The organism is Thermostichus sp. MS-CIW-38 (assembly GCF_054058415.1).
The window spans coordinates 25557-40503 of record NZ_JBSSAH010000028.1; the positions used below are offsets into that span (position 1 = coordinate 25557).

11 protein-coding genes are annotated in these 14947 nt (G+C 61.8%); 2 read left to right on the plus strand and 9 right to left on the minus strand.

Translation table 11 applies throughout. From position 1 onward, the window contains the following. Position 1: 1 nt before the first annotated feature. The 4 genes from ACVWXZ_RS10195 to ACVWXZ_RS10210 form a co-directional block, all read right to left on the minus strand. Entirely contained in the window at positions 2–2098 is a 2097-nt protein-coding gene (locus tag ACVWXZ_RS10195) for a hydantoinase/oxoprolinase family protein (RefSeq protein WP_457482477.1), read from the minus strand. A gap of 171 nt (positions 2099–2269) precedes the next feature. After that, the gene (locus ACVWXZ_RS10200; RefSeq protein ID WP_457482478.1) at positions 2270–3526 is read right to left on the minus strand and encodes an ATP-binding protein; all 1257 of its coding nucleotides are present in this window, start codon (positions 3524–3526) and stop codon (positions 2270–2272) included. A gap of 90 nt (positions 3527–3616) precedes the next feature. Next, on the minus strand, positions 3617–3907 hold the full coding sequence (locus ACVWXZ_RS10205) for a hypothetical protein (protein ID WP_011433810.1): 291 nt from the start codon (positions 3905–3907) through the stop codon (positions 3617–3619). A gap of 65 nt (positions 3908–3972) precedes the next feature. Beyond that, entirely contained in the window at positions 3973–5844 is a 1872-nt protein-coding gene (locus ACVWXZ_RS10210; protein ID WP_457482479.1) for an FAD-dependent oxidoreductase, read from the minus strand. Between the two features lie 87 nt (positions 5845–5931). Between ACVWXZ_RS10210 and metG the strand changes: the two genes are divergently transcribed. Next, the gene (gene metG / locus ACVWXZ_RS10215; RefSeq protein ID WP_457482482.1) at positions 5932–7488 is read left to right on the plus strand and encodes a methionine--tRNA ligase; all 1557 of its coding nucleotides are present in this window, start codon (positions 5932–5934) and stop codon (positions 7486–7488) included. On the opposite strand, the gene ACVWXZ_RS10220 is transcribed toward metG, so the two are convergent. The 4 genes from ACVWXZ_RS10220 to ACVWXZ_RS10235 form a co-directional block, all read right to left on the minus strand. Then, positions 7485–8033, minus strand: coding sequence for a hypothetical protein (locus tag ACVWXZ_RS10220; protein ID WP_457482480.1), 549 nt, complete (start codon positions 8031–8033; stop codon positions 7485–7487). The genes metG and ACVWXZ_RS10220 overlap by 4 nt on opposite strands. Then, on the minus strand, positions 8030–8401 hold the full coding sequence (locus ACVWXZ_RS10225) for a YtxH domain-containing protein (RefSeq protein ID WP_011433806.1): 372 nt from the start codon (positions 8399–8401) through the stop codon (positions 8030–8032). Before ACVWXZ_RS10225 ends, ACVWXZ_RS10220 begins: the two co-directional genes overlap by 4 nt. Before the next feature lie 96 nt (positions 8402–8497). Beyond that, positions 8498–10936: a primosomal protein N' gene (gene priA, locus ACVWXZ_RS10230; RefSeq protein WP_457482481.1), complete on the minus strand. Its 2439-nt coding sequence runs from the start codon at positions 10934–10936 to the stop codon at positions 8498–8500. Between the two features lie 8 nt (positions 10937–10944). Then, entirely contained in the window at positions 10945–12309 is a 1365-nt protein-coding gene (locus ACVWXZ_RS10235) for a hypothetical protein (protein ID WP_457440632.1), read from the minus strand. A 589-nt stretch (positions 12310–12898) separates the two neighbouring features. Between ACVWXZ_RS10235 and ACVWXZ_RS10240 the strand changes: the two genes are divergently transcribed. After that, the gene (locus tag ACVWXZ_RS10240) at positions 12899–14452 is read left to right on the plus strand and encodes a TolC family protein (RefSeq protein WP_457407218.1); all 1554 of its coding nucleotides are present in this window, start codon (positions 12899–12901) and stop codon (positions 14450–14452) included. A 246-nt stretch (positions 14453–14698) separates the two neighbouring features. On the opposite strand, the gene ACVWXZ_RS10245 is transcribed toward ACVWXZ_RS10240, so the two are convergent. After that, positions 14699–14935 carry a zinc ribbon domain-containing protein gene (locus tag ACVWXZ_RS10245; RefSeq protein WP_457482483.1) on the minus strand — a complete coding sequence of 79 codons (237 nt, stop codon included), beginning with the start codon at positions 14933–14935 and terminating at the stop codon, positions 14699–14701. Positions 14936–14947 lie beyond the last annotated feature (12 nt).

Below are 14947 nucleotides of genomic sequence, written 5' to 3' on the forward strand. Positions count from 1 at the left end.
TTTACCAGGACTTTGTCCCGCTATCGCGAACACAGCTCAAGATTAGGGTTCCCACTTCGTCAATGACACCTGTCCAACCGGCTTCGATCACCGCCGTTGCCTCCGGCATCTCGACAATTGCCGGCCCGCGCAGTTGAAACCCCACATCCATGCGCTGCCGATCGTAGACCGGCACCGAGCACATCCTGCCCCCAAACCATGCCTCTCGCCGACCCTTGAGGGGATCCCCTGGCAAGGGGGGGGGTGCGGTCAAAGGCACGGTGGGTAGGGCCTGCACCGCCTGGAGACGCAACTGAATTGCCTCCACCGGCTGGGCTGAATCTTGCCATCCATAGCGTTGTTGGTGGGCCTGGTGAAACTGTTGCTCCAGATGAGGAATCGGATCTGACAACTGCACCGGGATCTCCAACTCAAAAGACTGGCCGCGATAGCGCAAGTCCAAGCTGAAGTGCAACGCCGGCTCCTGCAGATCGGCTTGGGCCTGGCGGATCAGGGGTTCTGCCCATTGGGCCAGCAGGGATCCCCCTGAAGCGGACGTGAGCTGCCGCAGAGGTTGGAGGATGGCCCGCCGATAGTCTCGCCGCAGATCTGCCAAAGCCATTCCCAGCGCCGAGAGCACCCCACAGGCAGCCGGGATCAAGATCGTGCGGATGCCCAGCTCTTCTGCCAAAGCACAGGCATGCATGGGCCCGGCTCCGCCGAAGGCCAACAGGGCAAAATCGGCGGGATCCAAACCCCGCTCCACGCTGATCACCCGCAAGGCCCGCGACATGGCGACATTCGCCAAGGTGCGAATGCCAACGGCAGTTTCCTGCAAGCTCAAGCCCAAGGGATCCGCCAGCGTGGCAATAGCCTGTTCCGCTAGCCCCCGCCGTAGCTGCACCGAGTCGCCCAGCCGACCGCCATCCGGCAGGTACCCCAGCCAGAGGTTGGCATCGGTAACCGTCGGAGCTGTTCCCCCCCGACCGTAGCAGGCCGGCCCGGGGTTGGATCCGGCACTCTCTGGCCCCACCTGAAGCCCACCGCCGGGCAGCAAATGGGCCAGGGATCCGCCGCCGGCACTGACGGTGTGGATATCAATTTGGGGCTGTTGCACGGGCAAGCCACACACCACTGCTGCAGGAGTAACCTGGGGGATCCCATCTTGGATCAAGGCCACATCCGTGCTGGTTCCCCCCATGTCGAAGCTGAGCAAGTGGGGGTAGCCACTCAGGCGACCCAGATAGGCCGCCCCATAAACCCCGCCTGCCGGCCCCGAGAGCAAAGCCACCGAAGCATGGGCCGCCGCCTGAGGGATGGAGGTCACCCCGCCGGAAGACTGCATGATCAAGGGCTGGGGGATCCCTCGCTCCCGACATCCTTGGGCCAAGCGGTGCAGGTAGCCCGCCAGTGCCGGGCTGAGGTAGGCATCGATGGCGGTGGTGCTGAAGCGCTCGTATTCGCGGAACTCCGGCGCCACCTCGCAAGACAGGGAAAGGTGTAGCTCCGGGAAAGCCTGTCGCAAGGCCATTCCCAGCCGCTGTTCGTGCTCCGGGTAGAGAAAAGAAAACAAAAACCCCACCCCAATAGCGCGGATCCCATCCCGCTGCACTCGTTCCCCCACCTCCTGCACCACCCGCCGGATTTCGGCATCGGTGAGCGGCTCCAACACTCCGCCCACGCTGCAGCGCTCCTTCACCTCCAGGCAATGGTGGCGGGGCACCACTGGCTCCGGCTTGGGCTGTGTCAGGTCATACAGAGAGGGGCGGTTTTGACGGGCAATGGCCAGCACATCCCGAAAGCCCGCCGTGGTTAGAAACAGGGTGGGGGATCCCTTGCGCTCCAGCAGCGCGTTGGTGGCCACCGTCATGCCATGGCAGAACAGGTCAACCCGGAGCTCTCCTTGGAGCGCCCCCAGCTTGTCCAGCGCCGCAAAGACTCCCTCCTCAGGGCTGGGGGTAGACAGCACCTTCGCCGTCTGCATCTGGCCATCCTGCAAGAGCACCAGATCAGTAAAGGTGCCCCCCACATCGATCCCCAGGCGGGCCAAGCTGCGGCTTGCTTCCGTCTGATCCAGATTGGCCGGATCGAGGTTGCTACCCAACGCTGATGCGACCATGGCTTCCATCGTGCATTTCTTTTGCCTTCTTCTGGGGCCAGCCCTTGGTCGGACTATGGCTATGACGCCTGGCTTTTGTAACGGCAGAGACAGGCTGACCGGCGCCCCTTCGTGTAGCGAGTGTAGCTCAGCAACTTCTGTCTTTTTTGGAGTTTGGAATAGTCACCACCTCTAGCTCGGAAGTCCATCGTTGCCTTTCACCAGCCCTGCCCGAACGGCATCCAAGAACTGGCGGGCAGTGCGACCGGAAAAGCCGTTTTGCTGTTGTGCCCAGATCAGGGCCTGGCGGCGCAGGACATCCAAAGATTGGGTGAAACCTAGCCGCTGCGCCAGGTGTTCTACGGTTGCCAGGTAATCGCCTTGGGTGAAGGGAGTGAAGGTGAGGGTGAGGCCGAAGCGATCCCGCAGCGACAGCTTTTCCTGGACCGTATCCCAGGCGTGAACTTCTTGATCTTGGGGATTGGGTCGGTCGCCGAAAAACTCGCGGATGAGATGGCGGCGGTTGCTGGTGGCATAAAGACGCACGTTGGGGGGCGGCGCAACGAGATCCCCCTCCAGGAGCACCTTGAGCTGCTTGAACTCGGTTTCCTCTGCCTCAAAGGAGAGATCGTCCACAAACAAGATGAAAGGCAACACCTGCGCCCGCAGCTCTGCCAAAATCTCCGGCAACTGAATCAAGTCTGTTCGCCTCAGCTCCAATAGGCGCAGCCCCTGCAGGCCGTAGCGGCGCAACAAGGCCTTCACCAGGGAAGACTTGCCCGTACCCCGCGCCCCGTAGAGCAACACATGCAAAGCCGGATCCCCCCGCAGCAGGGCTTCGGTGTTGGCCGCCAACTGCTGTTTCTGCCGTTCGTAGCCGTAGATCTCCTCCCAGTCAGACAGATCGGGAGCAGGGATCCCTTCTAGCCCTGCTGGCCCCCAGCGAAAGGCCCAGTAGCGACCACAGAGCCCTACCCCCCTTTGGCGGTAGTGGGCAATTAAGGTCTCCAAGCTCTGGCCCCAATCGGCAAAAGAGCGGGGATCCCAGCCAGCGCTATCGGTTTCCCCATCGGGCCAGGGGATCCCCAACCCCAACGCCTGCATCTGCTCGGCAATGGTCTCCTGACTGTCCGCTAGGGTTTGCAGACAGCGCAGGTCGTGGCGGGCAGCCTGCATCAGAGGCCCTGGGATCCCTTGGGGCTGCAGCGCTGCACGGGCAAAGGGGTTATCGGCCCAGCGGATCTCCCGGATCAGCCATTGCCGCCAGCTCAGGCCCTGCCGGGCCAAAAGCTCAAACCAGCGCCCGTAGGCCCTCCAGCACGGCAGGGGATCCCCACTCATCAACTGCTGGATTAGCTCCTGCCAGGCTAGGGCTAGGGGGTGGGTGCAGATGTCCCGGAATACCAGCAGCTTGGCCGCTGCTTCTGCTGCTTCTTGGAGGGGGGTCATCGCTTGAAGCCGCTCTAACTTGGCGTTGCTTATCCGCTCCCTAGGGGAGGAGACTGGGGGTAGTTGCGTTAACAACACGGAGCGCTTGAGTTACCTGGCATTGTCCCGCCGGCCCAGTTCATAGAGGCCTCCGCCGACGCAGGCGATCAGGCCGCAGGAGACGGCCCAGCTTTTGCCCAAGGAGATCTCCGTCAGGGCTACCACCAAGCCTGCTGCCAGCAAAAAGGGAAGGGTGCTCAGCAAGGAAGCCAAAGCTCCACTGGGATCCCATAGCAATTGCTTTTCCCAGCTCTCCTGCAGCTTTTGATGCAGCGGCGAAAACCCCCACATTAGCCCTAAGCCCCACAGAGCCGTGGCGGCCCATAAAGAGGGGCGAAGCATCTCCCAGCCCACAAGTCCAACCCCAACGGGATCCACCGGTCAACTCCCAACCCTGCCTTTCTAGGCTAGCGGGATTGGGCCCAATCGGTGGCGGTAATGGTGGTGCCAGGAAATTGAATGGGGTTGCCCAAGCTCTGGATTTGGGCCTGGAGAGCTGGCAACAGCCGCAAATCCAAAAGCGGCTCCTCCACGATCGCCGCCGGGATCAGATCCCGTTCTAGGGCAAAGTGGGCCGTGTGGCCGGCGGCGGTGCCAATGGCCCATTCCACCGGATGCACCCGGTAGGAGGCACTGGCAATGCGACTGGTGGCGATATTTTTGTTGCCGGCTAGCAGATTGTCAATGCGCTGGGGGATCAGAGCCCGCAGGGGGATCTGGTAAGGGTAGCTGGGGGCCTGCGCGTCTTTGTTGTTGCTGGGGGGCAGGGAAAAACCCGGCAGCAGGCAGTCGTGAAAGTCGATGGGGTACTGGCCCACCCCCACCGAGTCGTAGAAGATGAAGGGCCGCCCGCGGTTTAGCTCCGATTCCCGTGTGGTGATGTCCGACTCGTAGATGGTAAATCCTTCTGGGTAGGAGAGGCTGGGCCGACCAATGATGCGCCGCGACTCGCGGATATAAGGGTACTTGGAGAGGCCGCTGGCAGTTCCCATGGGGGTATTGGGCCCCCGTAGGTAGGCATAGCGCAAGTAGAAGTCTTTTTGAAAGTTGGGATCCTCCTGTTGCAGGAGAAAATCCGTCCTTCCCGCCACCAGCCAGTAGAAAAAGCCCTTAGCATGCTGCTCAGCTCGCCGCAGGGCTTCCACCCGCAGGCCCCCCATCCAGCCGCCCGGCTGCAGTTGGCCTGAAGCCTGCAACTGCTCGTGGGTGAGGATGAAATTCTTATCCGGCCCTGTGATGCGCCAGTCGTTGCCCCAAGTCCAGTTCTGCATGGATTGATCCCCCACCCGGATGGCCTCTTCCCCAAAGCCGAACACCTGCCCCCGGATGCGGCGGTAGGTGAAGATCAGCGCAAAGTTGAAGCGAGGGTGTTCGTAACTGTAGTAGGGGCCGTGCAGGGGATCGTTGTAGAACTCCGGCTTGACCGGCACCTGCGGCACGGGGAAGCGCTCCATGACAAAGGTGTAGGTGAAGCCCTGGGTACAGTAGGGATCCACGTAGGGCTTGGAGCTGGGTTCCCAGCGGCTTTGGCCATCGGTTCCCAGGCGGTAGGGCACCCGCGCCAGGGGCAGCAGCTCGCCGGTTTCAGTAGCGTCGATCACCACCCAGGGCAGGGTTTTCCCCTGGCGTTCTGGCGGCGGCTCAAAGCGCAGGATCTCCTTGTCCCAGTCCTCGGTGGGTTCTAGACGATAAAAATCCAGAAAGTAGCTGGAGAGATCCCCTCGATTCTCTGGCTGGACGCCGGCGTGTTTGGGGATGTTGCGAATGGCCTGCACACTGCGGATCTGAGAGTCTTTGATCTCCAAATCCTTCACTACCGTCTCGGTGAACAGCCGCAACTGCCCCGACTGCAGATAGGGATCCAACATCTCCCGAATCACCTGGTGGCCCACCTGAGGGGAAAAGCAGAGCACGCTCACCCAGCATTTGCCCGGATTGGGATCCCCGCCGTATTTTTCCCGTACCCGCCGGCGAAACTCGCTGTAGCCTTTGGGGAAGATGTCATTTTCTCGTTGCAGGGGTCGCTCGTCCAAAGCGGAGACTCCCTGGGCGCTCACCTGCCCCCCGATCCAATCGGTGATCTCCGTCATGCACACCTGCCGGCCCAGTTGCAGCGCGTCATAGGCCGCCGCCACCCCCCCCAGCCCACCCCCGGCAATGAAGATCTCACAGGGGATGCGGGTTTCCGGCAAGGGCTGGGCCAGGCCCGCTCCCGCCCCGAGGATCCCTACTCCCAACGCCACACCGCTCCACCCCAGAAGGTTGACCTGAAGTTTCATCGAATGACCTCTCCACACCCACGCTACAGCTTGGCCTTTTGGACTTTCCGGCAACCTCTATCATGGGAGAAAGCCTTGGGGATGCTCATGCCGGATTCCACCTTTGTCATCACCACCCCCATCTACTACGTCAACGCCGCTCCCCACATCGGCAGCGCCTACACCACCCTGGTGGCGGATGCCATCGCCCGTTACCACCGCCTGCGGGGCAAGGATGTGCTGATGGTGACGGGAACTGACGAGCACGGCCAGAAGATCCAGCGCACCGCCGAAGAACGGGGCATTCCCCCTCAGCAGCACTGTGACGAGATTGCGGCTCAGTTTGCCCAGCTTTGGCAGTTGCTAGACATCCGCTACGACCGCTTTATCCGCACCACCAACCCTCGCCACAAAGCCATTGTGCGGGAGTTTTTTCAGCGGGTTTGGGATCAGGGAGATATTTTCATTGGCCGGCAGCAGGGTTGGTACTGTGTGGCCTGCGAAGAGTTCAAAGACGAGGCGGAGCTGCTGGAGGGAGGATTTTGCCCCCTGCACCCCACCAAGAAGGTGGAGTGGAAAGACGAGGAAAACTACTTCTTTCGCCTCTCCCGCTACCAAGAAAAGCTGGAGGCCCTGTATGCGGAGCACCCGGAGTTTATCCAGCCGGAAAGCCGCCGCAATGAGGTGATCAACTTTGTCAAGCAGGGCCTGCGGGATTTTTCCATCTCTCGCCCCAGTGTCTCCTGGGGGATCCCTTTTCCGGCGGATCCCGGCCAAACCCTCTACGTCTGGTTTGACGCCCTCATCAACTACATCAGTGCCGCTCTGGATCCTGACGACGAGCCCACCTTGGCAAATGCCCTACGCCGCTACTGGCCTGCGGATGTCCACCTGGTGGGCAAGGACATCGTCCGCTTTCATGCCATCTACTGGCCGGCTATGCTCATGTCGGCCGGTCTGCCTCTGCCCAAACAAATCTTTGGCCACGGCTTTCTCACCAAAGATGGCCTCAAGATGAGCAAAAGCTTGGGGAACACGGTGGATCCCTTTGAGCTGGTGCGCCAGTACGGCGCCGATGCCGTGCGCTACTACTTCCTGACGGAAATCGAGCTGGGCAAGGATGGCGATTTTAGCGAGGGCCGCTTTATTGACGTGCTCAACGCCGATCTGGCCAACGACCTGGGCAACTTGCTCAACCGCACCCTCACCATGCTCAAGAAATATCAACCGGACTACCGCATTCCCGCCGTCGGGATCCCTGCAGATCACCCCCTCAAAACCTTGGCCGAGACCCTTGCCCCTCTGGTGGCCGCGGCCTACGAGGGGATGGATCCCAGCTCTGCTGCCCGCAAAGCCCTCAGCTTAGCCCAGGCCAGCAACAAATACCTTGATGAGCAGGCTCCTTGGACGCTGCACAAGCAAGGGCAGGGGGAACGGGTGGCCCAGATCCTCTATGCCGTTCTGGAAAGCGTGCGCTGGGTGGCAGTGCTGCTCTCGCCCCTCATTCCCGCTCTCAGCCTCAAGATCCTGCAGCAACTGGGGTTCTCCCTCGCCGACACCCTGCAACTGCGCTGGGATCCCGATGCGACTTGGGGCCGGCTTCCCCCCGGGCAAGAGCCCCAGCCTCCTACGCCTGTCTTTCAGAAGATCCTGAGGAACGCCTAGGGATTGGCGATGTCCGGTCGGGAAGATTGGGCAGCGGCTTGGGATCCCTCTGGTGAGGCTCCGCCGGCAAAAGGGCGGTCACCTCCCAGGGGAAGTGTTGATGAAGCAGCGGAGAAAGAACGGTTGGACGGGTCGGATGGGCGCAGCCGCGGGTTATGAATCGCGCCAGCAGGGGGGGGCACTTCGCCGGACAGCGTCTGCCAAGCTGCCCGTACCCCTGCCCAAAGGCTGCGGATATTGACCTGGGCGCCACGGGCTTGGGTGCGTGCTCCTTCGATGGAGCGGTTGACCTGCTTCACCACTTGCCCAGCCCCTTTCACCCCTTCGTCGAGGCTGTCGGCAATCTCGCTCACTTCCAGGCTGGTCAGGCGCAGGGCCTCCAGCGTGGGCGGCAATTCCCGCAGCAGGGTATCGAAAAAGCGCTCCACGCTCTGGGCAGCTCGACCCAGTTGAATGACGGCAGGCAGCAGGGTCAGGATCACTGCCAAAATGCCCACTGCTACCAGGCCTACCGAGAGGCCGAGCCAAAAGACCGGGTCGTTCATCCCGCCGCCTCCTCCCCATCCCGAGCTTCTAGGTCAGCTTCTTCCCCGCCAAAGGGACGCGAGTTCTGGGCTTGGAGCAGCTCCCTTCGCTTCTGCAACATGGCTTCTTTGCCCACCGCCACTGCCTGCTGCAGCCGCAGCAGAGCCTCATCCAAACTGCGTTGGGCAGCGTCGAACAACTTTTCCGATTGATATTGCAGACTGCTGGTCACATCTTCTGCTACCTCTGGCAGGGCCTCTGCCGATTTCTTCAGTAGTCGCCGCGTTTCCCGTCCGCTGCGGGGAGCCAAGAGCAGGCCGATGGCGGTGCCCACAGCAGTTCCCAGCAACAGCCCACCGATAAACGCACCAGTCCGGTTTTCAGCCATGCTTTGCCAGAGTTGAGTTGGATACGGGTGGCCCCGAAACTAGACTACCTCAAGATCTCTCTAGATCTCTGGGCTCTCTGCTTTCGCCGACCGCCCCTAGAGAATCCGCAGGGGATCCACATCTATGCTGACGCGGATCCCTTGGGGGAGATGGCCAATGGCGGCCTGAATCTGGGCAGCCAGCTTCGGGCGATCCCAATCTTGGTCGGGCAGTTGCTTCAGCAGGATCTGCCAGCGGTAGCGTCCGGCAACCCGCTCCACCTGAGCTGGCCCCGGCCCCAACACCTCTGCTGGGATCCCCTGTAGGCGTTCGGCCACCCGATGGCAGTAGCGCTCCAGGGCTTCCAGGCGGGTGCTGCTCAAGCGGATCAAAATCAAGGCTCGATGGGGAGGATAGCCCCCCTCTTGCCGTTGTTGCAGTTCTGCCCGCAAGAAGCCCTCGTAATCTTGGGCCAGCACCGCCCTCAAAATTGGGTGCTCCGGCAGATAGGTCTGGATAATCGCCTGTCCTGGCAGGGATCCCCGGCCCGAGCGCCCTGCCACCTGGGTGAGCAGTTGAAAGCTGCGCTCGCCGGCGCGATAGTCGGCTTGGTGCAACAGCCCATCGGCGGCCATCACGCCCACCAAGGTTACCTGGGGTATGTCCAGCCCTTTGGTGAGCATTTGCGTGCCCACCAGCACCTGGGCCTTGCCGCTGCGAAACTGCTCCAGCAAATCGCGATGGGATCCCTTGCGGCGGGTGGCGTCGCTGTCGTAGCGCAAAATTGAGAGCTGGGGCCAATGCTGGTGCAACACTTCCACCACTTTTTGGGTGCCGGTGCCGAAGTGCTTCAGGTAGGGGGATCCACAGGCGGGGCAGCGCTGCGGATGGGGTTGGCGGGCGCCGCAGTAGTGGCAGCGCAGTTCTTGTCCGCCAAGATGGGCCAGGTGAAAGGTGAGAGAAACATCACAATGCTCGCAGGTGAGGACAAACCCGCAGCTCCGGCACAAGACGAAGGTGCTGTGGCCGCGGCGGGGGACAAAGAGAATGGCCTGTTCCCCTCTGTCCAGCGTCCGCTGCAGGGCCTGGTGCAGACGGCGGCTGAGGATGCTGCGGTTGCCGGCTTGGAGTTCCTGGCGCATGTCCACCAGCTCCAGTTGGGGCAGGGTGGCCGGGATCCCAGCTTGGGGGATGCGCTGCGGCAGGGCCAGCCGGATCCACCGCTGCGGATCCTGCAGATGGGCGGCATAGGTTTCCACCGCTGGGGTTGCACTGCCCAGGACCAGGGGACAACCGGCCAGCTCGGCCCGCCACTCGGCCACCTGACGGGCGTGGTAGCAGGGCTGGGGCTGATCCTGCTTGAAGCTGTCGTCGTGCTCTTCGTCCAAGACGATCAGGCCCAGCTTGGACAAGGGGGCAAACACCGCCGAGCGGGTGCCGATCACCACTTGGGGGGTGGAGGACAGCATCTGCCGCCAGGTGTCGTAGCGCTCGCCTTCCGAGAGGCCGCTGTGGTAGGCCCACACCTGGGATCCCAGCCGCGCCCGAAACCGATCCATCAGTTGCGGGGTAAGGCCGATCTCGGGCACCAGCACCAGCGCCGACCGTCCTTGCTGCAGCACCTGGGCGATCACCTGCAGGTACACTTCCGTTTTCCCAGAACCGGTGACCCCGTGCAGTAAAAACCGCTGGAACCGGCCCAAAGCTTGCCGGATCGCCTCTACCGCCTGGGCCTGGGCGGCCGTCAAGGGCCTGGGCGGATCCCGCCACCCCGGCAGGCTGGCATCTCCCAGCCGCAGCAGTGGGCGCTCGTAGAGGTGGACACGGCCTTTGCGGGCCAACCCCTGCAGAACCGCTCGGCTCACTCCTGCCAGGCGCTCCCACTCGGCGAGCAGCAGCTCTCCCCCCTTCTGCTTGAGGATCTGCAGCGCCTTCTGCTGAGGGAGGCTCAGCCCCTCTGGGGAGTCGTCGGCCAGACTGGCGGCCAGCTGGGTTTTCACCCTGCCCCCCTGTTGCTCCTGCCAAAAGCTCTCCACCCAACCCCGTCGCTGCAGTTCCCGCAGGGCGAGGGCGGCAGTGGGCACCTGCTGTTGCACATAGCGCCAAGACAGCTCTCCCCCTTTGGCCTGAAGCAGCTGCAGCAGGGTTTGGGCAGCCGGCGAACATTCCTCCCCTTCGGCAGGGAGCCTGAGCAAGCGGACACGCCGCTGAGAACGGCTGAGCAAGCCGGGGGGCAATACCGTGCGCACCACCTGGGCCAGAGGGGTGAGGTAATAGTCGGCCACCCGCTGCAGCAGGGGCCAGAATTCTTTGGGCAGGATCCCTTTGGCCACCACCGCCTCGATCTCCCGCACCGACTGCGGATCCACCCCTGCCGGCAGCTCGGAGCGCCAACCCAAGGCCACTGCCCCCGCCATTTGCTGACCAAAGGGTACGCTGAGCAGGTCGCCCGCTTCTGGCGCGGATCCCTCTGGCACACGATAGGTAAAGCAACCCCCCAAATGGGGATGATCCACCCACACTTCCAGCCAGCGGGGAGGAACAGGCTGCAACACGGGATCCCTCACGGACGGGGCAGAAACCTCGGCAGATCGACCGCCCGCTTGCTTGCCCGAGACGGTAGAGGTTGGGCCAGGGGCTGAATTGTAGGCTTGGCAGCAGGGGTTGGAGACAGAGCCTGGCCAAGGGACTCTGTTCGCGTGAGGGCGCTGGAGGTATCGGCCCGAGGTGGGACATCCAAGCCTTTGCGTTCCAAAGCCGCCTTCAAGCTCAGCACATGCATCTGCTGCTGCTCGTATTTTTCTCGGAGAGAGCGGTTTTCTTCCCACAGGGCAGCACGCTCCCCTTGCAGGGCTTTGATCTGCTCTGCTTGCTTCTCCAGTTGCGTGGACAAGGTTGCAATTTCTTCTTGCAGATGGAGAATGGTTGCCTGCGCAGAGCGCAACTGTGGCTGCCAGTCGGGTTGGGCGGCCAACTGCTCCAAGGCAGCCTGCAACTGCCGCTCCATGGCGGAGAGATGCTGCTGGGCTTGGGCGTACTGTTCCTGGAGATGGCGGTGCTCTTGCTGCCAACGGGTAACTTCCGCCTGGGCTTGAGAGAGGGCCACTTGCAGCGCTTCGGCCTGGGCCTGCCACTGCTGTTGAAGCTGTTGCTGCGCCAGGGATCCCTGGCGCAGATGCTCCTGCTGAGCTTGCAAAGCCGCCAATTGAGCTTGGGCTTCGGCCAGGGCTGCTTCTAGCTCTTGCCGTTGTTCCCGCCAGCGCTGCTCGGCCTCGGCTTCCGTCTCGGCATAGCCCGCCAAACGGGCCTCGAGGTGTTCCCGTTGCTCCTGCCAGGCTGCCTGTTGGTCGCTGTACAAAGCCCGCAGGCTGCTCAGCTCCGCCTGAGTTTCGGCAATTTGAGTGCGGGCCAGAGAAAGCTCTGCCTTAAAGCGTTGCAGCATTTCCACCCGCTTTTCCGCCACATCCTGGGCTTCCAGCAGAGAGGCCTGCAGCTCCTGCTGGCGCTGTTCCCATTGACGGCGCTCCTGAGCGTGGGCCAAGCGTAGCTGCTCAATCTGCTCCTGCAGGGCCTCGATATCCTGCCGCTGCCGTTCATTTAAGCGTTGCCGAGCAGCAAGCTGAGCTTCCTGATCCGAGATCTGGACTTTCTGAGCCGCCAAAGTCTGCTGCAACTGTTGCAAGAGATGCTCCCGCTCCTGCAGCGCCTTCTCTTGTTCGGCCACCTTCTGGTGCAAAGCCTGCAGTTGTTCCTGAAGAACTCGCCGCTCTTGGAGCTCGGCTTCGGCTTTGAGCAGACGGCTCTCCAAGGGCTGTTGCTGCCTCAGGGCCAAATGGCGCTCCGTGCTGGGATCCGGTTCGGATGCTGAACAGCCCGCATGAGTCTCTGAAAGGATGGGATCCGAGTCATCTGAAGAGGGAGCACGCATAGATTGAAGGAGAGATGAAGAAGCGGGAGCAAATGATAAAGTTCCCTGCAGTATAGAGAGATTTTTGGGCGGGTTCAAGCCAGAAGGGTGATCTTGTAAAATCTCCTGCTGCTCCGCACGGCGCGGAGTGCTATCGGCCTGTTTTGGCCGCGCTCTTGCTTCTGAGGTTCCCAAATCCCCGGACTGGGCAGAAGGGCTTGGCTTACTTTCTTTCGGCCGCGAGGCCCGATCCCGACCGGAAGAGGTCTCCCCTTGCTTGGGCGTGCTCTGAGAGTCTGCCACCTTGCCCCCTTTCATCGCCCACAACACCCACCCCCGCCATCACAGACAGATGGCCCCACCATTCTAAACTGAGTCTAAATCTAAACCGACTCGGTCTCAATCCAAGCGTCTCTGCTGAGTGTAGAGGAGTCCCGCCCGTGCTCGGAGCTCCTGGCAGACGCAGGTCGGCCTCATCGTTGCAGGGGCAAATGCGAGGACTCGCTTCCACTGGCCCGAACAGGGCAGCCAGCGAGCCTGCGGAAAACCGTCTTATCTTTGTCCTTCATTTTGCGATACTGCTAGGGGTGATGTTGAGAATGACCGCACGATGGCGATGCAAAATGGAGCCAGGGATCCGCTTCAACTTCCTCAACAGCAGACGGGCTCGGCGGGATCCCAGTTGAACCTTGCCTGTTCTGCCCCCTGTGGCCTACTGTTGAGCCTGCTCTGGGCTGTCCCTGCTCTTGCTCAGCCAGAAGCTCCCAGCTCTGCTGCCTTTGCTCTGCCCAACAGCCGCGAAATCCTCACCCCCCCACCCCCCCCCACCCTATCGATTCCCTCCAACCCTGCTGACTCCACCCCTGCGGCTGACCTGACTCTAAAGGGGGCTTTGACGGCTGAAGAATTGGTGGTGCCCCAATCCCCCTTGCAGGTGCGCATCGAGCGAAGGGAGGGCTTGTCTTTGGAAGAAGCTCTGGAGATCGCCGTTGCCCAGAACCCGGCTGTGCAGCAGGCCAGACTGACTGTCGAGCGGGCCGAGGCCGGGGTAGCTCTAGCTCAAGCTGCCTTTGCTCCCACCCTCTCCAGCCGTGCCAACTACCAGTACAGTGAGGCTCCCTCTCCTGGTGGTGGGCCAAGGCGCGAATCCCACACCCTCTCGGCCAGTGTGGTGCGGGTGGAGTATACCGCCTTTGACAGTGGCCTTAGGGAGCAAAACCTGAAGCTGGCCCAAGAAGCGCTGCGCATCGCCCAACTGCAGCTGGAGCAAACGCTGCAGACGGTCAAACAAGCTGTGGCCAATGCCTACTACGATCTGCAAAGCGCAGATGCCAGGGTTGCCATCAGCCAAGCTGCCGTCGAAAGTTCCGAAGCCACCCTGCGGGATGCTCAAGCCCGAGAACGGGCCGGGCTGGGTACCCGCTTTGAGATTCTCCAGGCAGAGACGGAATTGGCCAACAATCGACAAACCTTGCTGGCGGCTCAAAACACCCAACAACTGAATCGCCGCCGCCTGGCCGAACTGCTGAATTTCCCCAGCCCCACCGACGTGTTGGCCAGCGACCGCATTGAGCCGATGGGGGAGTGGGATCTCAGCCTGGAAGAGACCATCATTGCTGCCTTTGCCCAACGACAGGAATTGGAGCGCCGGCGCCGAGAATTGGAGCAGGCCCAAAGCCGCCTGCGCCTGGCACAAGCCCGCAATGGCCCCCGAATTGGCTTGTTCGCCAGCCTCGATGCCGTTAACGATTTCAACGCCAGCCGCAACAGTTTTGATGTTGGCTATTCGGTGGGAGCCAATTTCAGCTTGACTTGGTTCGATGGAGGAGAAGCGGCTGCCCAAGCCCGCCAAGCCCAGATCGATGGACAGGTGGCCGTGAGCAACTTCGTCGGCACCCGCAATGAAATCCAGCGGGGGGTGGAAGAAGCCTTCCTGACCCTCAGCTCCAGCCGCGAACAGATCGACTCGGCCAAAGTGGCAATTGCCTCAGCAGAAGAGAGCCTGCGCTTGGCCCGGCTGCGCCTGCAAGCGGGGGTGGGCACCCAAACGGAGGTGATCAATGCTGAAGCTGCCCTCACCACTGCCCGTGGCAACCTTTCCAATGCTGTAATCGCCTACAATCGCGCCCTGGTACAACTGAAACGGGCCATTGGCAGCCTTTGACTTGAGCCTTTCTCCCTCACTCCCAGCCCTTCTTCCAAAAGGAGAGGGGTGCTATGGATACCGCGACGAAACAGTTCTATTCCAACTTGAGCTGTTGTGACATACTCCCGCACTCATGCTGACGCAAAGCGCTCCGCGCCGCCAAAGCGAGAGAGTGCAGGCTTCAAGGACTCCGTCCCGCTGACGCGAACAGTGACTCCGGTTAGCGCTCCGCGCCGCTAGCGCGAAAAGGACGTTTCCTGCGCTTTAAGGACTACGTCCCGCTGACGCGAAAAGAACGGGATGCCCCACCGCCCTGTGCTTGATGTGGATGGCCGCATGGTGGTCGCGCTCTAGTTCTAGCCCACAATGGGAACAAGAATGCCACCTGTCTTGAATCGCTTTCGGTACTCTTTGACCACACCGAGAGCAGTTTTGACTGCTGCCGTTGGGATTCACTGCAATCGCCCTCAGCCCAGCTCTTTCAGCCTTGACTGCCAGCATTTGCAGAAATTG